Origin of the sequence: Bacteroides sp. RTP21281st1_H5_RTP21281_210402 (genome assembly GCF_040918965.1) — a bacterium.
Taxonomy (GTDB): domain Bacteria; phylum Bacteroidota; class Bacteroidia; order Bacteroidales; family Bacteroidaceae; genus Bacteroides; species Bacteroides congonensis.
Genome location: NZ_JBCOWR010000002.1, coordinates 257660 through 282577, shown reverse-complemented (window position 1 = coordinate 282577; position 24918 = coordinate 257660). Strand labels below are relative to the sequence as shown.

Here is a 24918-nt window from a genome sequence, read left to right as displayed (position 1 = left end):
TCCCTCATTATTTCTTTTTTCTAATGATTGGATGAAACTTCTTTCGTTTAGATAGAAAGTTCTTTCAATACATTCACAAGGTCTCTCTTTATCGGCTTGTCATTCTTGATAGCCTTGCTGAACGGTACATAAACGATTTCGTCATGTTCGATACCAATCATTACGTTGCGTTGGTCTTCCATGATAGCATCGATAGCGGCAGCACCCAGGCGACTTGCCAGGATACGGTCGTGAGCAGTAGGACTACCACCGCGCTGCAAGTGTCCGAGGATAGTTACACGTACATCGTACTGCGGATACTCGTTTTTCACACGTTCCGCGTAATGCATGGCCCCGCCGGTCAGTTCACTTTCGGCTACCAGTACGATACTGCTATTCTTTGACTTACGGAATCCGTTCTTGATAAATTCTTCCAGTTGGTCGACTTCCGTGCTGAATTCCGGGATAATGGCTGCTTCAGCTCCCGAAGCAATCGCTCCGTTCAGCGCGAGGAAACCGGCATCACGTCCCATTACTTCCACAAAGAACAAACGTTCGTGCGAAGTGGCTGTGTCGCGAATCTTATCCACTGCATCCAGGATGGTATTCAATGCTGTGTCGTAGCCGATAGTTGTGTCAGTTCCGTAGAGGTCGTTGTCAATCGTTCCCGGCAGTCCGACACAGGGCACATCAAATTCCTGCGCGAAAATACGCGCGCCCGTCAGCGAACCGTCACCACCGATGATAACCAAGGCATCGATGCCTTCTTTCTTCATATTATCATAGGCTAGTTGGCGTCCTTCGGGAGTCGTGAACTCCTTACAGCGGGCTGTTTTCAGGATTGTTCCACCCAGTTGGATGATGTTACTTACGTTTTGGCTTTTGAATTCCTTGATTTCGCCTGTCACCAGGCCTTTGTATCCTCTATATATACCTTTAACTTGTAATCCGTTATAGATGGCTGCACGTGTCACTGCACGTATAGCTGCATTCATTCCCGGAGCATCACCCCCGGAAGTTAAAATTCCGATACATTTCACTGTTCCCATATCACAATCTTTTCATTAATTAGTTTGATGTGGCAAATGTACAATAAAAAGTTGAAAGCAATGTTTACGAAGTTTTTTTTCACTTGATGAAAACATTAAAAAAGTGCAAATGTCCGCTTTTTGCTTTCTTTTTATTCTTATCTGTTACTTTGCTGTTACTCGCTTCTACAATACGCTGTTACTCCTTTATAAGTGCCCGGATATGGTTGTATATCTTTTCCATCAGCCATTTAGGAGTGGAAGTTGCCCCGCACACGCCAATCGACTGCACGTCTTGGAGCAAAGAAGTATCTATCTCCTTTTCATTATCTATCAAATGTGAATTAGGATTCACTTTCAGGCATTCTTCAAACAGCATTTTTCCGTTCGAACTCTTTTTCCCGCTGACGAAGAATATCAAATCATGCGTAGCCGCGAACTCCCTTAACTTAGGCATGCGATTGGCAACCTGACGGCAAATCGTATCGTAATACTCGAAAGTCGCGTCCTGAGATATATTCTTCTTGATATACTCTACAATTTCCTGAAATTCGTCGAGTGACTTGGTTGTCTGCGAAAAAAGACGGATGTCCTTGTTTAAATCCAGCTTCTTCGCTTCTTCGGCTTTTTCGATGACAATCGCTTTTCCGTCTGTCTGCCCCACCAGTCCCAACACTTCTGCGTGACCGGTTTTACCGTAAATGATAATTTGCTTTTCTTTATTTCCGTCTTGCAGGAACTCCTGCTTGATACGCTTCTGAAGGCGCAATACTACCGGACAAGTCGCGTCTATGATTTCAATATTATTCTCGCGGGCAATCATGTAAGTTTCCGGCGGCTCCCCGTGTGCCCGCAGCAGTACCTTTGCGTTTCGCAACTGCTTGAACTCTTCGCGGTTGATGGTGATTAATCCCATCGTTTTCAGCCTGTCCACTTCCCGGCTGTTGTGCACGATATCTCCGAGACAATAAAGCGTTTCTCCCTTTGCCAACTCTTCTTCCGCCTTGTGAATGGCTGTCACTACCCCGAAGCAGAAGCCTGACCCTTCATCTATCTCTACCTTAATCATAAAGAAAACTCCTCAATTTAGATAAGAAACTCCTTAAAACTATACGGAAAAACTACTTTCCCACCTTATTAAAATGCTCGAACAGCCATCCTTTCTGTTGCTCGATTGTCAAGTCCGTATTGTCCAGTAACAAAGCATCATCAGCCTTACGCAGCGGACTTACTTCCCGGTTCTGGTCAATATAGTCCCGTCGCTTTACATTCTCCAGGATTTCGTCGAAACTCGCTTCCTGTCCTTTCGCTTTCAGTTCGTCGTAACGGCGTTGGGCACGGACTTCAGGCGTGGCAGTTACAAAAATCTTCAATTCGGCGTCCGGGAAAACCGTGGTTCCGATGTCCCTTCCGTCCATTACAATGCCTTTTTCTTTTCCCATCGCCTGCTGTTGGGCCACCATTGCCTCACGTACGAAGTCGAGCGCGCTGATAGGACTTACTTTGGACGAGACTTCCATCGTGCGGATTCTGTTTTCCACATTTACCCCGTTGAGGTAAGTGTCCGGACGCCCCGTTTCAGGGTTCAGACGGAAAGAAATATGGATATTTTTGATTTCATTTCTTAGTTTCTCTGTGTCGATGACATCTCCGTCGAAAATTCCGTTCTCCATACTATATAAGGTGACCGCCCGATACATGGCTCCGCTGTCAATGTAAATGTATCCCACTTCACGGGCAAGATCCTTGGCCATAGTACTTTTTCCACAAGAGGAAAAACCGTCGATTGCTATTACTATCTTTTTCATATTCAGTTCATCTAATTTGTCCGCCAAAGATACGCTTATTTTGAAAATCAGCCATATGTTTGCCGTTAAAAGGAAGCAGGCAAGTACGAAAGAATTAAAAAAGTTAAAAAGCCGGATAAAAAGACCGGAAGAAACAGACGGTTAACTGAAAATGTACTATATTTGCCCGAAGACACATAGGAAGACACTTTTTTTATTAATCTATTATATTAATTATTTTATGGAAGTTAAAAAATCACCCAAAGCAGACCTGGAAGGCAAGAAGTCTACATGGTTGCTCGTTGGTTACGTGGTAGTGTTGGCTTTCATGTTCGTGGCGTTCGAATGGACCCAGCGTGACGTGAAAATTGATACAAGCCAGGCAGTAGCTGACGTTGTGTTTGAAGAGGAAATCATTCCTATTACCGAAACCCCTGAACAACAAGCTCCACCACCACCCGAAGCCCCGAAAGTGGCCGAATTGTTGGAGATTGTCGACGATAAGGCCGAAATTGATGAAACAACAACCATTATCAATGAAGATAATGCTGCTCCGGTAGAAGTAAAATACGTGCCGGTACAAGTTGTTGAAGAAGAGCCGGAAGAACAGACCATTTTCGAAGTTGTAGAAAACATGCCGGACTTCCCGGGCGGACAAGCAGCTTTGATGCAGTATCTGGCTAAGAACATCAAATATCCGACTATCGCTCAGGAAAACGGAACTCAAGGACGTGTTATCGTACAGTTCGTTGTCAACAAAGACGGTAGTATTGTAGACGCGAAAGTTGTACGCAGCGTTGACCCGTATCTGGATAAAGAGGCTCTCCGTGTGATAAACACCATGCCGAAGTGGAAACCAGGTATGCAGCGTGGTAAACCGGTACGTGTTAAATTTACGGTTCCTGTAATGTTCAGACTGCAGTAATTTGTAACACAATAATTTAAGAGGCTGCTTCACGGCAGCCTCTTTTTTCATTCATTTATATTTTTCATCCATCATGTTCACAGCTTCTCAATTACTTGATAAAATAAACACTCATATTTCTGAAATTCAGTTTACCCGGACACCGAAAGGACTCTATGAACCGATTGAATATATCCTTTCTTTAGGGGGGAAGCGGATACGTCCCGTATTAATGTTGATGGCGTATAACTTGTATCGCGAGGATGTCGCGTCTATCTACGACCCTGCCACCGCTATCGAAGTTTACCACAACCATACGTTGCTACATGATGACTTGATGGACCGTTCCGATATGCGCAGAGGAAAGCCGACCGTACACAAGGTCTGGAATGACAACACTGCCGTACTCTCGGGAGACGCTATGCTGATTCTGGCGTTTCAGTACATGACAGCGTGCCCGTCGGAGCATCTCAAGGAAGTGATGGAACTGTTCAGCCTGACTACACTCGAAATTTGTGAAGGACAGCAACTGGATATGGAATTTGAATCCCGTTGCGATGTCACTGAGGATGAATATATTGAAATGATTCGCCTGAAAACAGCCGTATTACTGGCAGGCAGTCTCAAAATCGGTGCTATTCTGGCAGGAGCGACTGCTGAGGATGCCGATAATCTTTATAATTTCGGAATGCAGATAGGAGTCGCGTTCCAGTTGCAGGATGATTTGCTGGATGTCTATGGTGACCCGGAAGTGTTCGGTAAGAAAATAGGCGGTGACATCCTTTGCAACAAAAAAACATATATGCTTATCAAGGCGCTGCACCGTGCGGACGAGAAGCAAAGAGAAAAACTGGATCGTTGGCTCAATGCTGATACTTATCAGCCTGCCGAAAAAATAGCTGCGGTGACAGAACTGTACAATCAACTGAATATTCGCAATATCTGCGAAAACAAGATGCGCGAATATTATACACTCGCCATGGAAAGCCTTTCGGCAGTAGCGGTGGCAGAGGACAGAAAAAAAGAACTGAAGAACCTGGTGAAAGTACTGATGTATCGTGAAATGTAACTAAGTTCTTGATAATATGCCATACAGACGACTACCAAATACAGACCAGGCAAGAGTTCGGGCGTTGAAAACAGCGGTCGAAAAGGGTGAACTGTATAATGTGCGCGACCTGGCAATTACACTAAAGACATTGTTTGAAGCGCGCAATTTCCTGCAAAGGTTTGAAGCGGCACAAATTTATTATACGCAATGTTATGAAAATCAGTCGCGGGCAAGCAGGAAACATCAGGCAAATGTGAAAACCGCCCGGCTGTATATTTCCCATTTCATCCAGGTGCTCAACTTGGCGGTACTCCGTGATGAAATAAAGGTAGCCCACAAAGAATTATATGGTCTGCCCAATGCAAATACCGTGCCGGATTTGTTAAGCGAAGCCGCATTGGTGGAGTGGGGGAAGAAGATTATTGAAGGTGAGCAGCGGAGAACGTCACAGGGCGGCATACCGATTTATAATCCTACGATTGCACGCGTGAAAGTGCACTATGATATTTTTCTTGACAGCTACGAACGGCAGAAGAATTATCAGGCATTGACCAGCCGGAGCCTTGACGAACTGGCTTCCATGCGTGACCGTGCCGATGAGTTGATACTGGATATATGGAATCAGGTGGAAGCCAAGTTTCAGGACGTCACTCCCAATGAAGCTCGCTTGGACAAATGCCGTGACTACGGCCTGATATATTATTATCGCTCCAATGAAAAAGTAAAAGAAGAAAACGAAATATCATGTTGATAGACACTCATTCCCATCTTTTTTTAGAAGAATTTTCCGAGGATTTGCCACAAGTGATGGAACGCGCACGCGAAGCCGGCGTCTCCTATATTTTTATGCCGAATATCGACAGCACGACAATTGATTCGATGTTGTCCGTATGTGCTGATTACCCGGGCTTTTGCTATCCGATGATCGGATTGCATCCTACCTCGGTCAATGAAACATATGAACAGGAACTGGCGGTGGTACGCGAGCAGTTGGCAGGGAACAATCAGTTTGTCGCCATCGGTGAAATCGGACTTGACCTCTACTGGGACAAGACTTTCCTGAAAGAGCAGTTGCTGGTCTTTGAAAAGCAGATTGAGTGGGCGCTCGAATACCGGTTGCCGATAGTCATTCATTCAAGGGATGCGTTCGAGTATATATATAAGGTAATGTCGGCCTATAAAAACACCCCTCTCACCGGCATTTTTCATAGTTTCACCGGAACGCCGGAAGAAGCGGCGAAATTGTTGGAGTTTGAGGGCTTTATGCTAGGCATTAACGGGGTTGTCACTTTTAAGAAATCGACTCTGCCGGAGACATTGCTCACAGTCCCTTTGGAACGTATCGTGCTCGAAACCGACTCGCCATATTTGACTCCGGCGCCGAACCGTGGCAAGCGGAATGAAAGTGCCAATGTGAAAGATACCCTTGCGAAAGTGGCGGAAATTTATCGAATGCCCTCTGAATACGTGTCTCAGGTCACTTCAGGAAATGCACTAAAAGTGTTTGGAATCCGCAAATAATGTTCGCAAGGTTTTAAAATATATTAATTTGCAGTATTTATTCAAGATAAAAAAGGGATAATGCTTCACGAAAAGAAAAAAAAGGATACATTTGTAGCTGAAAATGCGGAAAACTCATAAGGAGAGATGCTCGAGTGGTTGAAGAGGCACGCCTGGAAAGCGTGTATACGCCTAAAGCGTATCCGGGGTTCGAATCCCCGTCTCTCCGCAGAATTGAAAACGGAACGAGAAGTAAAAACAATAATAATAATCAATTAATTAATCTTAAAAATTAGACACACAATGAAAAAGTTATTCGCAATTGTTGCTGTGATTGGTGCCTTTACATTTGGCTCTATTCAACTTGCTCAGGCTCAAGATGCTCCTGCAGCAGAACAAACTGAACAACAAGCTGTTGCTCCTGCCGCTGAAACTACAGCTGCTGCTCCTGCTGCAGAAGAAGGTGGTATTCACAAGGAAATCAAAGTTAAATTCATTGAAGGTACTGCATCTTTCATGAGTTTGGTAGCTATCGCTTTGGTGATCGGTTTGGCTTTCTGTATCGAACGTATCATCTATTTGAGCTTGGCTGAAATCAACACAAAGAAATTCATGGCATCTATCGAAGCTGCTTTGGAAAAAGGTGATGTTGAAGCTGCTAAAGACATTGCTCGTAACACGAGAGGTCCTGTTGCTTCTATCTACTACCAAGGTTTGATGAGAATTGACCAGGGTATCGATGTGGTTGAAAAATCAGTTGTTTCTTACGGTGGTGTACAAGCCGGTTACCTTGAAAAAGGATGTTCTTGGATTACACTGTTTATCGCAATGGCTCCGTCACTCGGATTCTTGGGTACTGTAATCGGTATGGTGCAGGCATTTGACAAAATCCAACAGGTAGGTGATATCTCTCCGACGGTTGTTGCAGGTGGTATGAAAGTAGCCTTGATTACAACTATCTTCGGTTTGATCGTTGCTTTGATTCTTCAGGTATTCTACAACTACGTACTTGCTAAGATTGAAGCTCTTACAAGCGAAATGGAAGATTCTTCTATCTCTTTGCTTGACATGGTAATCAAATATAACTTGAAATACAAAAAATAATAAAGATGAGTAAGTTAACATATAAAGCATCGTATTACGCACTTTATGCGATGTTTGCCATCATCCTGATCGTTATGGGGCTTTTCTTCTTTGGGGGAGATGCTAGTGGCGATGCAGTGATACCGGGAGTTGATCCCGAAATGTGGCAGCCTGCTCAAACAGACGCCTTACTCTATTTGATGTATGCTTTGTTTGGCGTTGCTATTGCTGCTACTGTCATCGGTGCTGTTTTCCAATTTGGTGCAGCTTTAAAAGATAATCCGGCAAATGCAATTAAGTCTTTACTTGGCTTGGTTCTTTTGGTTGTTGTTTTAGTTGTTGCTTGGGCTATGGGTGATGGTACACCAATGCAAATCCAAGGTTATGACGGTACAGACAATGTTCCTTTTTGGCTGAAGTTGACTGATATGTTCCTTTATTCTATTTACATTCTGTTGTTTGTGACTATCGTTGCAATCATTGTGAGTGGTATAAAGAAAAAATTATCGTAATCAATTGAGGATACTCAATTAAATAAGTAATTACAATGGCAAAAGGAAAAAGAAAAGTTCCTGATATTAACTCAAGTTCTACGGCGGATATCGCTTTCTTGTTGCTGATCTTCTTCTTGATTACGACATCAATGGATACGGACCGTGGTTTGGCAAGACTTTTGCCACCGCCACCCGAAGATGAAAGAAAAGATGATGCTGATAAAATCAAAGAACGTAACATTCTGCAGGTGTATCTGAATAAAGATGATGCCTTGATGTGTGGAAATGATTATATTAGCGTTGATCAGTTGAGAGATAAAGCAAAAGAATTTATTGCTAATGTTAATAATGCAGAGAATATGCCTGAAAAGACGCAAAAGAATGTGGAATTTTTTGGTACAACTCTTGTTAGTGACAAGCATGTGGTTTCTTTGCAGAATGACCGTGGATCTTCTTATCAGGCATATATTAGTGTGCAGAATGAGTTGGTTGCTGCATACAATGAATTGAGAGATGAACTAGCTACAGAAAAGTTCGGAGTGAAATATGCGGAGTTGACTGATGAACAGCAGAAAGCAGTCCGTGAAATCTATCCGCAACGAATTTCTGAGGCAGAACCTAAAAAATACGGAGAAAAAAAGAAGTAAGTAATGGGAAAATTTAATAAGACTGGTAAACGTGAAATGCCGGCATTGAATACTTCTTCGTTGCCTGACCTTATCTTTACATTGTTGTTTTTCTTTATGATTGTAACAACAATGCGTGAGGTAACATTAAAGGTACAGTTTACACTTCCGCAAGGTACTGAACTCGAAAAACTGGAGAAGAAATCATTGGTGACATTCATTTATGTAGGTGAACCTACTCAGGAATATCGTGCGAAAATGGGTACTGAAAGTCGTATTCAGCTTAACGACAGCTATGCTGAAGTTGGTGAAGTACAAGACTTCATTTTCCAGGAACGTGCTAGTATGAGTGAGGGAGATGCAGCGAAAATGACTGTGTCTCTGAAAGTTGACCAAAAGACTAAGATGGGTATTGTTACTGACGTAAAAAATGCTCTTAGAAAATCTTACGCTTTGAAGATTAACTATTCTGCTACTAAACGTGGTGAGAAATAATTAGTTAATTCAATATATTAAAGAAAGGGCTTCCAAAATGATTTGGAAGCCCTTTCTTTATTTAGGAATATCTCTATTTTAGCTGTTTCTACTACTAATAAGGCTTTTACTACTGCTGCTCTGCTAATAATATCCTTTATTTTCTTTTATTCTTTTACTCCATAAACGATTGTGTGAAGTTTCTTCCTTATCATTTCGTAGTCTTTATCCGGGTTGAGGTTGCCGTGTACCATTAGATACATAGGCAGGAAATCGTCTCCCGGCTTGTAAGGCGGTTGGTAATAGTCTTTTTCCCACAAAACGAAACCCTGGCGTTGATAGAATCCGATACGGCGTTTTGCCATCTCCTCTACCGGGCGTTCCACTTCGAGTACAATCGGTTGCTTCAAGTAGTTGCATAAGTATTCGAGGGTGCGTTTTCCATATCCGCCGTTTCGCAGGGCAGGGTTGGTTGCGAAGTGCTCTACGTAGTAGAAGCTGTCAAAGTCCCAGTAGGTGATAAAGCCGATAGGCAAGTCATCATCAAAGATGATATTATTGTAAAAGTTACTTATGCGGTCAGTGTACTCACGGAGTTGGTCTAACTCACGGTATTCTTCCGGTGGAAATGCATCGATAAGTAACTCTTCCATAAACTTGTAATGTTGGAAATCCGATGTGCTAATCGGTTGAAATCTAATCATACGGTTTGGGCTTTAAGTTTGTACTAATAGTGTATTCTTTATATTGATATTATATTTTGTACCCTTTTGTATCCATATAACCTTTAAGGGATATAGAATTCAATCACGCGGCGGATGGCGCGTTGGCAAACCGGACAGAATTCCGGGTAACCGTTTGTTCTCATACGACAGTCATAGGCAGGACGATAGATGCCTTTGGCTGAGTATCCGCCTCCTTCATAGACTCCTACCGGATATTTTTTCCTTTCGGTGGCAGGGGTGGGGATGGGAGTACCTTTGGTGAGCATATTTTCCCACTTGGAAGCGAAATCTATGCGTGTCGAGATATTCTGTTCCCATGGTTCAATATCCAGTGGATAGGTATCTGTCATTGTGTCGTCCTCATAGAAATACTCGTCGGCTAATCCTGCAAAGCTGTGCCCGAACTCGTGTACCACTACGGGCTTGAACATCGGATGATGGGCAGTAGTCAGCGTATACGAATTATAAATACCGCCACCACCGTATACGTCAGTGTTGGCGAGAATAATAATGTGTTCGTAAGGGATGCCGGCTAAGGCGTTATGGATAGATTTTACCCGGCTGGTAGTCAGGTAACGATCCGAATAGAAAGTATCGAAATGAGAGTGTACGGCCGTTTGTTTCCATTGGTTTTCGCGGGGCACACTGACGCCACTGTCCGTAGACGGACTGGCAACGGCAATGATATTGAACTTATCTTTCATGGAGCGGAACGGTTCATGTGAAAACAGGCTTTCACAAGCGTTTTGCGCATCCTGATAGAACAAGTCCATTTCCTTCCCGGTATATCCTTCAGCAAGGATGGCGACGTCGATACATTCTTTCTCGTTGCCACTTTGGAGCATATAGCGATGCGGAGTGACGTGTGACACTCCCCGTTTATGAATCAGGATATCGTCAGGGCGGACGATATGCTTGTAGTTGACCATCACTTCCCTGCGCGGAGAATACAGGACGATTTCCACTTCTATCGGTTGTTTGGGATAGGGCAGAAGAAAACTGTTCTCGAATCCCTTTGCCGTTTCTTTGGCTTCGTCCGTGGTGAGCCATTCCTGAAACAGGGAAGAGAAGGAAGTCTTGTAGATGCACCGTTTGGTAGCAAGGTCTTTCACGATGATTTGACCGTTGCCTTCCAGTGGGAGTTCGGATAAATGATGCTGGCGGCCTGCCCAGGAAGGAAGTTGTGACAGTTCGTCGAGATAGATGGCCTGTTGCCTGGCATCTCCGGTAAAGATGTAGTCCACCCGCAATGTTTTATCTTGAAAATAATCGGCAAAGTTCTGTGCATAACCTTCCACAAAAGTGAAGAAAAATAGAACAATACAGCAAATTTGTCTCATATAAATGGTATATTTATGTTTTTTGCAAAGATACAAACTATTGTTGATTTAACTGCTTCGTATAAATAAAAGTAATAGTTTATAGCATTTGTTGCCGGAAAATCGCTAACTTTGCACAAAAGATTCACTGATTAAAACAATTTGATTTAAGAAATGGGACATCATCAATTAGATACGCTGGATGAACAAATACTGAAACTGATTGCCGGCAATGCACGTATTCCTTTTTTGGAAGTGGCGAGAGCTTGTAATGTTTCCGGTGCCGCGATTCATCAACGTATTCAAAAACTAACTAACTTAGGGATACTCAAAGGTTCAGAATATGTCATTGACCCCGAAAAAATAGGATATGAAACTTGTGCTTACATCGGTATCTATCTGAAAGATCCCGAATCTTTTGATTCGGTAACAAAGGCTTTGGAAGCTATTCCCGAAGTAGTGGAATGTCATTTCACTACCGGAAAATATGATATGTTCATCAAGATTTACGCAAAGAATAACCACCACTTGTTGAGTGTTATCCATGATAAATTGCAACCACTGGGATTGGCGCGTACAGAAACGTTAATCTCCTTCCACGAAGCCATTAAGAGGCAGATGCCTATCATGGTCGAGGTGGACGAGGAAGATTAATTTATCTCACTTTCTTACGTAATCTACAAAGGCATAGGAGCAGAGATGTTTCTCATCCGCAGGGTGAGTTTCTCTGCTTTTTTCTTGCCACATCTCCGGAGAAACTTCAGGGAAATATACGTCGGCTTCGGGAGCAGTGCTGTCTATCTCTGTCAGGCAGAGTTCGTCAGCAAAAGGAAGTGCTTGCCGGTAAATGCTTGCACCGCCGATTATATACACATGTTCCTCTTCTTTGCAGCTTTGCAAGGCCGCTTCAAGAGATGGGAACACTTCAGCGCCGGGACATTCCGTAGCCGGATTGGAAGACAGTACAACGTTTCTGCGATTGGGCAATGCACCTTTCGGAAGAGATTCGAAAGTCTTGCGGCCCATTATAATGGTGTTTCCGGTAGTCAACGCCTTGAAACGCTTCAAGTCGTTGGGCAGCCAAAAAAGAAGTTTATTCTGAAAGCCTATTGCCATATGCTGGTCTATGGCGGCGATAATGGATACTTTACTCATAGGAATTATACGGCTACTACTCCTGCGATATGCGGATGCGGGTCATAATTTACTAATTCAAAGTCCTCAAATTTGAAATCGAAGATACTTTTCACATCCGGGTTGATTTTCATTTGTGGCAGCGGGCGAGGTTCGCGTGACAGTTGCAGTTTCACCTGTTCCAGGTGGTTCAGGTAGATGTGGGCATCACCGAACGTATGAACAAAGTCACCTGCTTTCAATCCCGTTACTTGCGCCATCATTTGCAATAACAATGCATAAGAAGCGATGTTGAAAGGAACGCCGAGGAAGATATCGGCACTGCGTTGGTAAAGTTGCAGGCTCAATCGTCCGTCCGCTACGTAGAACTGGAAGAAAGCATGGCAGGGCGGGAGATTCATCTTGTTCAGGTCTGCCACGTTCCAGGCACTCACGATGATACGGCGTGAATCCGGGTTATGCTTGATTGTCTCTACCACTTCGCTGATTTGGTCGATGAATCCACCGTTGTAGTCAGGCCACGAACGCCACTGGTAACCGTAGATATGACCTAAGTCACCGTTCTCGTCCGCCCATTCATTCCAAATACGCACTCCGTGCTCTTGCAGATATTTCACGTTAGTGTCTCCTTGCAGAAACCAAAGCAACTCGTATATGATTGATTTCAGATGCAGCTTCTTCGTTGTCAGACAGGGAAAACCGTCTTCGAGGTTAAAACGCATTTGATGGCCGAAAACGCTGATGGTTCCCGTTCCGGTGCGATCACTTTTTTCCGTGCCTTCCGTCAGTACACGGTTGAGCAAATCCAGGTATTGTTTCATAATGAATAAATTTTCAAATCATTGGTGTATTCACGGAGAACTACACACTTGTGCAAAATTACAAAAATGGTGTGAATAAATTAGCAAACCATCCGACGAACTTCTTCCAAGGTGAACGCTTTTTCCAAAATTCAGGTGTCAGTTGGGTGCAGTGTTCGATATCTTCATGGAACATCGTATTCAGTTCGGCTGTCGTTTTCTTGTCAAAGATGAAAGCGTTCGTCTCGTAGTCGTATCGGAGGCTCCGGCTGTTTAGGTTGGCAGTGCCGACTGTGCAGAACAGGTCGTCGACCATCATGATTTTCGAGTGATGAAATCCGCCGTTGTACATATAAACGGTAGCTCCCCTTTTCATCAACTTATGCAGCTTATAAAGCGCGGCATCCGGCGTAAACGGAATATCAGAAGCGGAAGAAACCATAATCGTCACATCCACTCCCCGGTCAATGGAGCGGTTCAGTGCTTTCTTGATGGAAGAAGTCGGCACGAAATAAGGATTGACGATGTGTACATTCTTTTGCGCCGAATAAATACTCATCGCATATGCGTGGCTCAACATACGACTGTTCTTCTTCGGAGTACGGTCTACGATGGCGACTACAATATTGGTGCTGTCCGTCTGTCCCGCATGTTGCGGAAAATAAGCTTCCCCGCCTATATTCTGTTTCGTCTCTTTGTTCCAAATCGTGAGAAATATTTCCTGCAGGTCGTTGACGGCATCCCCTTCGATGCGCGTGTGCATATCCCGCCAGGTTCCGATTTTGGGCAGACCGTTGATGTAATAATCGGCGATATTCATTCCGCCCGTATAAGCCACTTTTCCGTCAATGACGGCAATCTTCCGGTGGTCGCGGTGGGCGGCGTGGTTGATGTAAGGGAAGGTAAACGGGTCGAACTTGACAATTTCGATGCCCCGTTCACGTATTTTCTTGAGATGTTTCTTTTTGAGCGGCTTGTTATTCGACCAGTTGCCGAAGGCGTCGAACATAGCCCGCACTTCAACGCCTTCTTTTACCTTTTCGGCCAAGAGGTCGAATAAAGCATTGGCGATGGAGTCATTGCGGAAATTGAAATATTCAAGGTGAACATGGTGTTTGGCTTCCCGTATGGCTTCAAATAAATCGATAAACTTCTCCCGTCCGCTTTTCAGCAGCTTGACTTTATTGTTATCGGAGATGGGAATACCTGATTCTTGCAGGAAATGTAATACTAGAGAATCACTTGTTAGTCCGATAGAGTCCCGTGGATGCGTCATCAAACTGTCGATGACATCCGCCTGGGCGCGTAATAAAGACAAAAACAGAAATAAAATAAATATACGTAGTTTCAAAACTTTTCTCTCTATTTTAGTTTACAGAACAACAAAGATACAACATCTAAGTTTGGGGCGACTTGGAATAAAGGGTAGATTTATTATTGTTTAACAGATGGAACGGCTCATAAGAATTTCTTTGTCTAAAGAATAAAAAAATCCCGGAGATACACAGAATTCCGGGATTGTAATTATATATCCTTTTGATGGCGCTTATGCCAACGAAGCCACTTTACGCGTCGCCATAAACAACAGGACGACGGTAGCGATAATAATTGATTTCAGGTCAAGGCTTGTAGCGCCATGATTAATCATACCGATAAACACTTCCCTGATGGTTCCCCAAGCAGCTTCCAAACCGCCCAACCAAACGAAAAGTACAGTTGCAATCGCCATTACGAAAGCACTCCAAAGACGTGCCAGCCGATAGCTGCGGTCGGGCAAGTGGTGCATGACACGGCGACTGAATCCGTTGTCCGCTATTTCCTGCTTGTTTTCTGCGAAGAAATCGCGCAAGAGCTTATCATTGTCTACTTCTTTCATAACCGTTTTGTTTTAAATACGTTGCCAATTTCTCTTTACCACGCGACAGATGGCTTTTCACCGTCCCTGCCGGTATTCCTGTTATCCCCGCAATCTTGTCGATGCTTACATCTTCCATGTAAAACAACGTGATGCAGGTTCTTTCCACTTCTTTGAGCGTCTTGAGCGACTGGTAGACATCCATTTTCTGACCGACATTCTCCTGCTCGGTACTGTTGATGGCGTCTATTTCCCTTGTATCCAAGTCAGCCGTCTCCTTCCGGCTGCGAATATAATCATAAAAAACATTGTACGCAATACGATACAGCCACGTGGAGAAGCTTGATAAGTTTCGGAAAGAAGCAATATTCGTATACGCCTTGATGAATGTATCTTGTGCCAAGTCGTCACTCAATTCGTTGTCGCCGCAAGTCAGATTCAGGAAGAACCGCCGGACAGGCGACTGGTACTTCCCCACCAACTGGTCGAAGGCCCTGGTGTTCTTGAACACCACGACCTGCGCGACTAGCGATATGTCATTGAGTTGGCTCATTTTTCTTCTTCGTTCTTTCCTTCATTCAGCCCATTACCTTTGTTTTCGGATTCGGGGGAGAAGATATTGGAACTGTCGGTTTTGATGTTGTCGTTTTGATTTTCGCTTTTATTGATATTGCGCATCCATGCATCGGATGCTTCCGGATTTTGCTTCTGCTTGTAACCTATAATCCATTGCCCGATGCCCATAAATGCAACTAGCAGTCCGATAGTTCCGATTCCGAATTCTCCTGTAATTGCCCAAAGGAAGATGAAAAGTCCGATACCGGTAAATGTGTTTTTGATACCTTGTGAGCATGGGTCGGCAGGTTTGTTTTCCCGGATAAAGTCTGCCGGCAACGGTTGTCCTGTCGCAAGTGCCTGTTCGGCAAGGCGATAGCGTGCCTTCCGGTTCTTGTAGCGGAAGAAGAAGACTATGAACAGGATTAATACTGGCGAGCCGAATACAGAGATTATAGCTATGATCGGTATTAAAAGGCCGCTAACGGCATTTTCGAAATCGTAGAATGGAAAGTCATCGTCATCCGTATTGATTGAGAAACTGGCGCTACCGTGACTCACACTGCTTGAGTCGGCGTCAATGTCGGTGGAATCAGCGTCCATAGCGTCTACGCCGACCACTGTTACAGCAGTGTTATTCGCGTTTGCTTTGCTGCTTTTCTTTACACTGATTTTCACGTTTCCAACAGAATCTTGTACGACAGTCGTATTATTTTGGGCGATAGCCAATGTGCAAGTGGTCAGTACGACCATCAATGCAAGTAGAAAATTTTTCATATAAATAGTTTTTTTATTTGTTTCTTTGTCTGTTAGACGTAGTTAATATCCAGGAAAGTTGCAAAGAGACGAAATATTTTTGATATTTGCGAAAATTAATAAACGAAAATGAATTTACCCGCTTCTTTCATAGATTACACCCGCTCTTTATTGGGCGACGAAGAATACGACAAACTGGCTGCTGCCTTGCAACAGGAACCGCCTGTCAGCATAAGGTTGAATAAGTTGAGAATGGACTCTCAACTTCTCCCGGTTCCCTGGTCATCTGAGGGATTTTATCTCGATGAGCGTCTTACTTTTACGTTCGATCCTTTGTTTCATGCAGGCTGCTATTATGTTCAGGAAGCCTCTTCCATGTTTGTAGAACAGGTGCTTCGGCAATACGTCACAGAACCGGTGGTGATGCTGGACTTATGCGCTGCTCCCGGTGGAAAATCGACTCATGCCCGCAGTGTGCTTCCTGAAGGAAGTCTGCTGGTTGCCAATGAAGTTATCAGAAACCGTTCGCAGATTTTGGCGGAGAATCTGACTAAGTGGGGACACCCGGATGTCGTTGTAACTAATAATGACCCTGCTGATTTTTCATCTTTGCCCTCTTTCTTTGACGTGATTTTGACTGATGTTCCCTGTTCGGGCGAAGGTATGTTCCGCAAAGACCCGGTGGCGGTTGAAGAATGGAGTCCGGAAAATGTAGCGATATGCTGGCAACGACAACGGAGAATTATCGCAGACATCTGGCCTAGCTTGAAGCCCGGTGGAATCCTTATATATAGTACATGTACTTATAATACAAAAGAAGACGAAGAAAATGTTCGTTGGATTCAGCAAGAATTTGGGGCAGAACCGTTGGCTCTTGAGGTAGGGAAGGACTGGAATATTACAGGAAATCTTTTGCGGGACGAATCTAACAATTCTGAGAACTCTGCGCAAGAAGCACCGGTCTATCATTTTTTCCCTCATAAAACAAAAGGCGAAGGCTTTTTCTTAGCCGCCCTTCGCAAACCGGAAACGGAAGAAGACGCCACACCCGCCTTTTCTTTTACTAAAGGCAAAACTGCAAAGAAAAAGGACAGGAAAGGCGGAGCAACGCCGTCACTTGTCACCAAAGAACATCTGAATATGGCTAAGAACTGGTTGGATGAAGAAAAATCCGCCGGTTATCTGTTATCCACAGAAGGAACAACTATTCAAATCTTTCCGCAACAATACGCTGACGAACTGGCGGCCATGAAGCAAAGCCTGAAAATCGTGTCGGCAGGTGTCGGAGTGGGAGAGGTGAAAGGAAAAGATTTAATTCCCGGCCATGCTTTGGCAATGAGTTCCACACTGTTGCGCCGCGAAGCTTTTGCGACCGAAGAAGTAACTTACGAACAAGCGATTGCCTACTTACGAAAAGAGGCCATTACCTTATCGGCAACAGCCCCTCGCGGTTATGTTTTACTTACCTATCGGAATATTCCTCTCGGCTTCGTAAAGAATATCGGCAACCGTGCAAATAATCTTTATCCACAAGAGTGGCGTATCCGTAGCGGATATTTACCGGATGAGATAAAAACGTTATAGTTTACTCTTGTAAATCCGTGCCATCGCCTTCTGGTACTGATTTTCCAGTTGCAGATAGTTCTGGTGGCTTTGGTAGATTACAGATACTTCTACGAAGTACTCAATCATGCTGATTTGTCCGCCGGTCAACGCCTGCTTCAACAATGCCAGGTCTTGTTGTGACTGGAAAGTCTTGCTGTATTCTTCCATCGAAGCGTGCAATGCCTTGGCTTCGCGGTAAAGCTGTGCCAGTTCGGATTCCACTTGCAATGTTGCGTTATCCTTTTGCAAGTCGATATTCAGCGCCTGCGCTTTGGCAATCTTCACCTTATTCCGGTTCTCGAAAAGCGGGAAAGAAAAGCCGACTACCACGCCATTGAACGGTACTCCCGTTTCCGTATTCCGTCGGTAACCCAACTCCAACTTCGGTAACCATTGAGACTTATTGACAGCAATCTGTTTGCGGGCAACCAAACTTTCGTTGCCGAGAGCCATCAACGTGCGGTCTGCGGACATCATTTCGGACTTCAGAATCTGATAGTCAGACGGGAAAGGTACAGACGGGTATTGGTTTTCCTCGAAAACTACCGGAATATTTCCGTTCAACGTATTCAGCTCCTGCAATTTATTGCGAAGTGCCGTTTCGTTCAGCGACGTTTCCGTCTTGACGTTCAGCAATTCCAGATTAATCTTGTTCGTCTCGAGCGCATTCGCATCCCCTGTTTGCAGACGTTTGGCATACATCTTCGCAAGCTCTTCCGCATTGCGAAGACGTTCTTCCAGAATATTCTTTTGCTGACGGAGCATAATAATATCCAAGCAAAGTTCTTTTGCCAGTAATAACTTCTCCTGACGGAAAACATCTGCCTGACTGTCATAAGCCCCTGCTTTCAAGCGGTTCAACTTATTGCGTGTCACGTATAAACTCGGAAAATCGAAGCTCTGTGAAACAACCAGTTCACCGATTGTCTCACTCTTATCCTTCGCCCCCCAAAGATGCGCATAGGAAAGTGTAGGATCCGGCAGATTATTATCCGTTTTAGCTTCCAGTTTTTGTGACTGAATCAGTTGCCCGTTCGCCTGCAACTCCTTATTATTTGTTTCTATATTTTTTAAAACTTGGTCTATGCTGCTCTGCGCCTGCATATTGCCTGTCAGGGCAAAGAACACAGTGACAGCGAAAGAGCCTATAATGATAATTCGTTTCATACTTTCTTGTTTTTTTATTATATATCACGTTAAATGATAATTTTTAGGCACGGATTACGCGGATTTCACGGTTTTAGGAAATGCGGTTTATAAAACAACCGTGTAATCCGTGCCTGAAATGCCTTCATGCCGCAAGGAAATCTTGCTTCAGCGTTACGCTGACTACTTTGGTGCCGCAGGGGAACTTTGCTCCAGCACTACGCTGGCTCCATCGGTGCCGCAAGGAAACTTTGCTCCGGCGCTACGCCGGTGGTGCATTAGTAGGTAAACAATCGGGACGATGAAACCGTTCAGGAATGTAGACGTTAACAGTCCGCCCAAGATAACTTTGGCCATCGGACTCTGTATTTCGTTGCCCGGCAAATCACCACCCAAAGCCAACGGAATCAATGCCAGCGCGGAAGACAAAGCCGTCATCAAAATCGGATTCAAACGGTCGAGAGAGCCTTGAATCACACTGTCGTAGACATTCAGCCCCTCTTCCTGTTGCAGATGGTTGTAATGACTAATCAGCAACATACCGTTACGAGTCGCGATACCAAAGAGAGAGATAAAACCGATGATGGCGGGGATACTGACCTCACCTGTCGTAATCACCAGTGCGAAAACACCGCCAATCAACGCGAGCGGCAGATTCAGCAAAATAACTCCCGACTCCTTGACACTGCGGAACTCATGGTAAAGCAATAAGAAAATGACAGCAATACTGATAAACGAAGTCAGCGCCAACGTCCGGCTGGCCGCCTGTTCACTCTCGAACTGTCCGCCATACTCGATATGATACCCTTCGGGTAACTGCACCGACGAATCAATCTCTTTCTGAATATCATTCACCACACTGCGCAAGTCACGGTCGGCTACATTGGCAGAAATCACGATTTTCCGTTTCACATTCTCGCGGTTGATGGTATTCGGGCCCATGGCCGATACCACTTCCGCCACATAACTCAAAGGAACTTTGCGGCCATCATTCGTATCCACCATCAGATTGCGAATCTTCTCCATTTCATCACGAGCATCATCCTTCACCTTCACAATCAGGTCGAAACTCTTCCCCTGCTCGTAAACTTGCGAAATCACCTTTCCCGCCAAAGCCACATTGACATATTCCGAAAACTCCGGCAACGTAATCCCGAACTTGGCCAACATCTCCCGTTTCGGCTGAATTTTCAACTGCGGACGCTCAATCTGCTGTTCCACATTCAAATCCGCCACACCGGGAATATCACTGATAGCCTCTTTTATCTGATTACCCAACGAGAACATCTTGTTCAAATCATCCCCGAACAGCTTAATCGCGATATTCGCCTTCGTCCCGGACAGCATAGCGTCGATACGATGGCTGATAGGCTGACCGATTTCAATATTCGCTCCCGTAATCGTCCCCAACTTCTCGCGCACCTCTGCCACCAATTCACCGCGCGGACGGTCTTTCAATTCAAACGGAGCCTCTATCTCCGACACATTCACGCCCAGCGCATGCTCATCCAACTCGGCACGCCCCGTTTTGCGGGCCACCGTCTGTATTTCAGGAATCGTCATCAACAACTCTTCCGCACGTTGCCCCATTTTATTACTCTCTTCCAGTGAAATACCCGGCAGAGAACTGATATTAATAGTAAACGAACCCTCATTGAAGGAAGGAAGGAAACTGCGTCCCAGCGTAAAGAACACCCCTAACGCGATGAGAAAGAGCGCAATCGTTCCGCCCAATGTCACCCGCTTGTGTGCCAGCACCCAAGTCAGCGCCTTCCCGTAAATACCTTTCATCCAACGCGCTACAAAAGATTCTTTCAGTTCCTTATTTGTCTTGTTGCTTCCCAACAGATACGAACAAAGCACCGGAGTCAACGTCAGCGCAACCACTGTAGAAGCAAACAGCGCCACGATAAAAGCAATCCCTAATGGCACGAGCATCCTGCCCTCCATGCCACTCAGGAAAAACAACGGCACGAAGCTGACCACAATAATCAGCGTCGAATTAAGAATCGGCATACGTACCTCTTTCGAAGCATTGAAAACCACTTGGATTGTACTCAGCCTTTCCGCTTCCGCCTTCAATCGGTTTTCGCGTAGCCGCTTGTACACATTTTCCACATCGACAATCGCGTCATCCACCAGTGAACCGATAGCTATCGCCATACCGCCAAGGCTCATCGTATTGATAGTCAGACCCATGTAATGCAGCGTCAATATGGAAACCAACAACGAAAGCGGCAATGTCACCAACGAAATCAGCGTAGTCCGCACATTCGCCAGGAACAGGAACAGGACGATAACGACAAAAATACCTCCTTCCAAAAGCGACTTCTTCACATTGCCGATAGAACTTTCGATAAAACGGCTCTGACGGAAAATGTCCGTTGATACCTTTACATCCGGCGGCAGATTCTTCTGAAGGTCTTTCAACGAAGTCTCCAATTTATCCGTCAACTCCAGCGTACTGGTGGCGGGCTGCTTGGTAACGGTCATTAGCACCGCCGGTTTGCCACGTTCCGAAGCCGTACCCAGTTTCGGGGCTTTCGGGCCGATGGTCACATTCGCAATATCTTCCAGCGTGACAGGGAAACTGTTCACCGTCTTAACCACCGCCTTACCGAGCTGTCCGGTCTGCGTGGTGGACAGTACGCCACGTACAATATATTCATTTCCAAACTCATAGAGCACACCACCGTTCGCGTTCAGGTTCATGTCCTGCGTCACGGCCATGACTTCGCCCATCGAGATGCCATAGTGGCGCATCCGTTCCGGGTCTAGCTGAATCTGATATTCTTTAATATCTCCACCGAGCACAGCCACCTGCGCCACACCACCGGTAGACAGCAGACGGGGACGGATTGTCCAGTCGGCAATCGTCCGGAGATCAAGCATCGAAGTCGAATCGGCAGTCAACCCGACGATAAGCATCTCGCCCAAGATAGAAGATTGTGGGCCGAGAGTCGGTTTGCCGACGTTGACAGGCAGCGATTCGCTGACTACCGCCAGTTTTTCGCTCACAATCTGGCGGGCAAGATAAATATCCGTTCCCCAGTCGAACTCCACCCACACAACAGAAAAACCATTGGTAGAAGAAGAACGCACGCGGCGTACACCGGTAGCGCCGTTTACAGCAGTTTCAACAGGGAAAGTGACGAGTTGTTCAACTTCCTCGGCCGCCATGCCGTTCGCTTCGGTCATGATGACCACTGTGGGAGCGTTGAGGTCGGGGAATACGTCTACTTCCGTATGTATGGCGGTATATGTCCCTGCGATGAGCAGGAGAATAGCCGCACAGAGCACGACCAACCGGTTGTGCAGGGAGTAATGTATAATTTTATTAAGCATGATAATTCATTCGTTGAGTTATAAAAAAGGATAGATGCGCCGTAAGAAAATCCGGCTGCGGCACGTTGCCGCTTAATGTTCGTGGCTGTGTGCGGGAATCGCATTGCTTGCGCTTGCCAATCTCACCTGATAAGCTCCTTCGGTCACCACGCGGTCGCCGGGCTTCACACCTGTAAGAATTTGCACACTCTTGCCATTGTCGGCACCAATCGTAACTTCTTGTTTTTTATAACCCTCCTCGTCCAGTTGCAGATATACGAAATAAATGCCCTGTTCCTCTGTCAGCGCAGTGCGCGGAAGCGAAATCACATTCTCCATCGGCGAAGAAAGCAGGAATACTTCTACAAAAGAACCGGGAATCACCTCTCCTTTATTGTCAAACTCGAACGTGACAGGCACGTAAAAGGAATTATCTCCGGCAGCCTTTCCGAAAGAAAGCAGTCTGCCGTTCAATGCCTTCAGTTCGTACACCTGATTATTATAAGGTGTCTGAAAGTTTGCCGAACTAATTGTACGAAGATACGTGTAATACTTCTCCGATACCTCCGCGCGAAGGAACAGACGACGGTTCTGCGTCACACTTACCAACGGCTGGCCGATAGTCACGTAATCTCCTTCTTTCACGAGAATACTTTTCACGTATCCGGCAATAGGAGCGGTGATATTCTGTCCGATAGCCGAATGGTTCTTGGAGAGGGCTTCGTAGCTGATGCGTGCATTTTCGTAACTCTGTTCAGCCTGCGCAAAATCCTTGTCGGATACAATCTTGTTTTGGACAAGCGCCTTCATGCGTTCGTACTCCTTCTTCGACACTTCGTAGGCGATACGTGCACGCTGCACCGGGTCGCCGTCGGCAATGTTGTGCGAAGAAATCGTGACGAGAGGAGTACCGTTGCCGACGCTCATTCCTTCCGTAACCTTTCCACGGAAAGAAACAACTCCGGCTACCGTAGCTACGGCAACCGATTCGTCTCCCTGGGCAGCCAGTACCTGTCCGCTCGTCTTAATCACCTGTTGGAAAGGGGCAGGCTCAACGGTACTTACCTTCACTCCGGCTGCGTCGGCTTTCGCTTTCGGAAGAATAATTTCATCACTGTGGGCTTCTGCGCCTTCCTTGTGACTGGCGGTTGCTCCGTGGCTGTGATCGCCGCTACATTCGCCGCCGTGGGCGCTGTGGTCGTGGCCTTCAGCTTCATGGTTGTGACCTTCCGCCGCATGATTATGACCCTCTGTCGCATGATTATGTCCCTCCGCTTCGTGGTCATGCTCGTTGTGTGTGTGTGTGACGGTGCTATTACAAGCCCCCAAGACGAACAGTCCCAGGACTCCGATAAAAATAAATTTCTTCATAAATGATATTTTCCTACTAAATTTTACTGTTTTTGATTTACGCTACAAAGATAAAGTAACGCGGATGCAACAGATTTGCATTCACGTTTTTACGCAAAAACAGAGTAGGGAGGGGCGCGAAGGGAAGTGGCACGGGGAGTATCCGTACCATGCAGAGAGTCTCGGTAGACGTAGTAGTTCTTGACCCGTCTCTCTTGCGGTCGCAGTAAATGTTCTATGATTACATCCGTAAACAAGGTAGCGATGAATACGTAATCCGGGCCGCTGTCAGTGTGTATGGATGGGATAGGCGATTGAAACCTTGTCAGGCATTCGCTGTTGCAGCAGGAATCGCTTCCGGGCTGATGGTTTTGGTGGTGATGGTGATTATGCATGGGACACTGCTGTTCGACCGGCAAGTCCTGTTTCATGCAAATCATTCCGTTGGGGTGGTGATGATGGGGAATAACTGCCGCCACCAACATGATAATGTTGATAAAAAACAGCAGAGTTACTATAATTCGTTTCTTCCCTTTCATCCTTTCTTTTAGAGAAATTATTTTTTTAGTGGTTCTTTTTCCTTTTCCTGCAAGCGTTCCAGTAATTCGGTTGCCGAGACATAAATAACTTTTCCATCCGGTGTCCCCTGACTCAGGAGTTTGCCGTTACGTGCGCTTTTTTCCAGAAATCGTCTTTCTGCAATTTCAAGTCCACGTCGTAATTTATCGCTCAATTCTTGCATTTCATTATTTGACATAATTCTTAATGCGTTTAAAAAGTTCAAGTTCATATATCCGTTCCTCACTGTGTCGGGAGCCTTCAGCTACAATCACTCGGGGAAGAAAGCTGTTATCAACTAGCAACCAATAGTCTACACGTGGCATATATATCTGAAACAGATTGTTGATGCCTGCCTGATAACGGCGGTAGATAACGTCCATAGGCACGTTGTGCCCTCCTTCATTGACCCGTTGCAACACACGGTTGACAGCAAGTTCCGGTGAGTTCAGCCAAAAATAAATCAAACTGACCTTGTATCCGTCACTCTGTGCTCTGTTGATGAGCCGGGTGTATGAGCGCGTTGCCAATGTAGTCTCAATAGAGAAACTAACTTTGGCGGCTAATAGTTCATCAATGCGTTTCAACATTAGACGTCCAGCTTCTATCGCCATACTTTCCGGGTTAAAAGGAGATAAACCTTTGGCAATCTCGTCTGCATTGACAAACTCTTTACATAGCAGAATCTCAGGTAGTACAGTATAAGAAGCGGTGGTTTTACCAGCCCCGTTACATCCACTTATAATGTATAACTGCTTTGCTTCATCCATTTTCTCCAAGTCCTGCTATATTAATGTGCACAAATATACAAATACTTTTCTTTCCTCTTCTAGCCGTCACCCTCTTTTTATTATTTATTAGGGTG

27 protein-coding genes and 1 tRNA gene are annotated in these 24918 nt (G+C 45.3%); 11 read left to right on the top strand and 17 right to left on the bottom strand.

Annotation, left to right across the window (positions count from 1 at the left end; all coding sequences use genetic code 11):
* Positions 1-47: 47 nt before the first annotated feature.
* The 3 genes from pfkA to cmk form a co-directional block, all read right to left on the bottom strand.
* Positions 48-1028, bottom strand: coding sequence for a 6-phosphofructokinase (gene pfkA, locus AB5443_RS04750; protein WP_022136558.1), 981 nt, complete (start codon positions 1026-1028; stop codon positions 48-50).
* A 178-nt stretch (positions 1029-1206) separates the two neighbouring features.
* Positions 1207-2076 carry a 4-hydroxy-3-methylbut-2-enyl diphosphate reductase gene (locus tag AB5443_RS04745; RefSeq protein WP_277133855.1) on the bottom strand — a complete coding sequence of 290 codons (870 nt, stop codon included), beginning with the start codon at positions 2074-2076 and terminating at the stop codon, positions 1207-1209.
* A gap of 52 nt (positions 2077-2128) precedes the next feature.
* Positions 2129-2815 carry a (d)CMP kinase gene (gene cmk, locus AB5443_RS04740; protein ID WP_368114115.1) on the bottom strand — a complete coding sequence of 229 codons (687 nt, stop codon included), beginning with the start codon at positions 2813-2815 and terminating at the stop codon, positions 2129-2131.
* A 220-nt stretch (positions 2816-3035) separates the two neighbouring features.
* Between cmk and AB5443_RS04735 the strand changes: the two genes are divergently transcribed.
* From AB5443_RS04735 to AB5443_RS04695, 9 genes are all read left to right on the top strand, one after another.
* Positions 3036-3719, top strand: a complete 684-nt coding sequence (locus AB5443_RS04735) for an energy transducer TonB (protein WP_022136555.1) — start codon at positions 3036-3038, stop codon at positions 3717-3719.
* 73 nt (positions 3720-3792) lie between these two features.
* The gene (locus AB5443_RS04730; protein WP_195407659.1) at positions 3793-4767 is read left to right on the top strand and encodes a polyprenyl synthetase family protein; all 975 of its coding nucleotides are present in this window, start codon (positions 3793-3795) and stop codon (positions 4765-4767) included.
* Between the two features lie 16 nt (positions 4768-4783).
* Positions 4784-5500: a hypothetical protein gene (locus AB5443_RS04725; protein ID WP_022136553.1), complete on the top strand. Its 717-nt coding sequence runs from the start codon at positions 4784-4786 to the stop codon at positions 5498-5500.
* A complete protein-coding gene (locus tag AB5443_RS04720) occupies positions 5494-6270 on the top strand; it encodes a TatD family hydrolase (protein WP_333698202.1) in 777 nt (258 codons plus the stop codon). The genes AB5443_RS04725 and AB5443_RS04720 overlap by 7 nt, the downstream gene beginning before the upstream one ends.
* A gap of 120 nt (positions 6271-6390) precedes the next feature.
* A tRNA-Ser gene (locus tag AB5443_RS04715) sits at positions 6391-6478 on the top strand.
* 74 nt (positions 6479-6552) lie between these two features.
* Entirely contained in the window at positions 6553-7353 is an 801-nt protein-coding gene (locus AB5443_RS04710; protein WP_167966962.1) for a MotA/TolQ/ExbB proton channel family protein, read from the top strand.
* Positions 7354-7358: 5 nt separating this feature from the next.
* Positions 7359-7844 carry a hypothetical protein gene (locus AB5443_RS04705; protein WP_022139341.1) on the top strand — a complete coding sequence of 162 codons (486 nt, stop codon included), beginning with the start codon at positions 7359-7361 and terminating at the stop codon, positions 7842-7844.
* A 35-nt stretch (positions 7845-7879) separates the two neighbouring features.
* Positions 7880-8473, top strand: coding sequence for a biopolymer transporter ExbD (locus AB5443_RS04700; RefSeq protein ID WP_195407661.1), 594 nt, complete (start codon positions 7880-7882; stop codon positions 8471-8473).
* 3 nt (positions 8474-8476) lie between these two features.
* Positions 8477-8947: a biopolymer transporter ExbD gene (locus tag AB5443_RS04695; RefSeq protein ID WP_005678886.1), complete on the top strand. Its 471-nt coding sequence runs from the start codon at positions 8477-8479 to the stop codon at positions 8945-8947.
* Between the two features lie 146 nt (positions 8948-9093).
* Here AB5443_RS04695 and AB5443_RS04690 read toward each other — a convergent pair whose 3' ends face one another.
* Positions 9094-9630: a GNAT family N-acetyltransferase gene (locus AB5443_RS04690; RefSeq protein WP_368114114.1), complete on the bottom strand. Its 537-nt coding sequence runs from the start codon at positions 9628-9630 to the stop codon at positions 9094-9096.
* 83 nt (positions 9631-9713) lie between these two features.
* Positions 9714-10991: an IgA Peptidase M64 gene (locus AB5443_RS04685; protein ID WP_368114113.1), complete on the bottom strand. Its 1278-nt coding sequence runs from the start codon at positions 10989-10991 to the stop codon at positions 9714-9716.
* Between the two features lie 153 nt (positions 10992-11144).
* Here AB5443_RS04685 and AB5443_RS04680 point away from each other — a divergent pair, with 153 nt between their 5' ends.
* Positions 11145-11624, top strand: a complete 480-nt coding sequence (locus AB5443_RS04680) for an Lrp/AsnC family transcriptional regulator (protein WP_022139345.1) — start codon at positions 11145-11147, stop codon at positions 11622-11624.
* Positions 11625-11630: 6 nt separating this feature from the next.
* Here AB5443_RS04680 and AB5443_RS04675 read toward each other — a convergent pair whose 3' ends face one another.
* From AB5443_RS04675 to AB5443_RS04650, 6 genes are all read right to left on the bottom strand, one after another.
* Positions 11631-12125, bottom strand: coding sequence for a dihydrofolate reductase (locus AB5443_RS04675; RefSeq protein WP_368114112.1), 495 nt, complete (start codon positions 12123-12125; stop codon positions 11631-11633).
* 5 nt (positions 12126-12130) lie between these two features.
* Positions 12131-12925, bottom strand: a complete 795-nt coding sequence (locus AB5443_RS04670) for a thymidylate synthase (RefSeq protein WP_022139347.1) — start codon at positions 12923-12925, stop codon at positions 12131-12133.
* Positions 12926-12983: 58 nt separating this feature from the next.
* Entirely contained in the window at positions 12984-14255 is a 1272-nt protein-coding gene (gene cls, locus AB5443_RS04665; protein WP_022139348.1) for a cardiolipin synthase, read from the bottom strand.
* 195 nt (positions 14256-14450) lie between these two features.
* Positions 14451-14780, bottom strand: coding sequence for a DUF5056 domain-containing protein (locus AB5443_RS04660; protein WP_368114111.1), 330 nt, complete (start codon positions 14778-14780; stop codon positions 14451-14453).
* A complete protein-coding gene (locus AB5443_RS04655; RefSeq protein ID WP_022139350.1) occupies positions 14761-15312 on the bottom strand; it encodes an RNA polymerase sigma factor in 552 nt (183 codons plus the stop codon). The genes AB5443_RS04660 and AB5443_RS04655 overlap by 20 nt, the downstream gene beginning before the upstream one ends.
* The gene (locus AB5443_RS04650) at positions 15309-16091 is read right to left on the bottom strand and encodes a DUF6249 domain-containing protein (RefSeq protein ID WP_368114110.1); all 783 of its coding nucleotides are present in this window, start codon (positions 16089-16091) and stop codon (positions 15309-15311) included. The genes AB5443_RS04655 and AB5443_RS04650 overlap by 4 nt, the downstream gene beginning before the upstream one ends.
* A 108-nt stretch (positions 16092-16199) precedes the next feature.
* On the opposite strand from AB5443_RS04650, the gene AB5443_RS04645 reads away from it, so the two are divergent.
* Positions 16200-17654, top strand: coding sequence for an rRNA cytosine-C5-methyltransferase (locus AB5443_RS04645; protein WP_368114109.1), 1455 nt, complete (start codon positions 16200-16202; stop codon positions 17652-17654).
* Here AB5443_RS04645 and AB5443_RS04640 read toward each other — a convergent pair.
* From AB5443_RS04640 to AB5443_RS04615, 6 genes are all read right to left on the bottom strand, one after another.
* The gene (locus tag AB5443_RS04640; protein WP_307995893.1) at positions 17649-18842 is read right to left on the bottom strand and encodes a TolC family protein; all 1194 of its coding nucleotides are present in this window, start codon (positions 18840-18842) and stop codon (positions 17649-17651) included. The two genes, AB5443_RS04645 and AB5443_RS04640, sit on opposite strands and share 6 nt — an antisense overlap.
* A gap of 162 nt (positions 18843-19004) precedes the next feature.
* Entirely contained in the window at positions 19005-22166 is a 3162-nt protein-coding gene (locus AB5443_RS04635) for an efflux RND transporter permease subunit (protein WP_277133900.1), read from the bottom strand.
* Between the two features lie 72 nt (positions 22167-22238).
* On the bottom strand, positions 22239-23516 hold the full coding sequence (locus tag AB5443_RS04630; protein WP_195407667.1) for an efflux RND transporter periplasmic adaptor subunit: 1278 nt from the start codon (positions 23514-23516) through the stop codon (positions 22239-22241).
* Between the two features lie 89 nt (positions 23517-23605).
* On the bottom strand, positions 23606-24034 hold the full coding sequence (locus AB5443_RS04625; RefSeq protein ID WP_022139356.1) for a DUF6769 family protein: 429 nt from the start codon (positions 24032-24034) through the stop codon (positions 23606-23608).
* Between the two features lie 17 nt (positions 24035-24051).
* A complete protein-coding gene (locus AB5443_RS04620) occupies positions 24052-24252 on the bottom strand; it encodes a hypothetical protein (protein WP_277133903.1) in 201 nt (66 codons plus the stop codon).
* Positions 24242-24823, bottom strand: a complete 582-nt coding sequence (locus AB5443_RS04615; RefSeq protein ID WP_277133906.1) for a zeta toxin family protein — start codon at positions 24821-24823, stop codon at positions 24242-24244. The genes AB5443_RS04620 and AB5443_RS04615 overlap by 11 nt, the downstream gene beginning before the upstream one ends.
* Positions 24824-24918 lie beyond the last annotated feature (95 nt).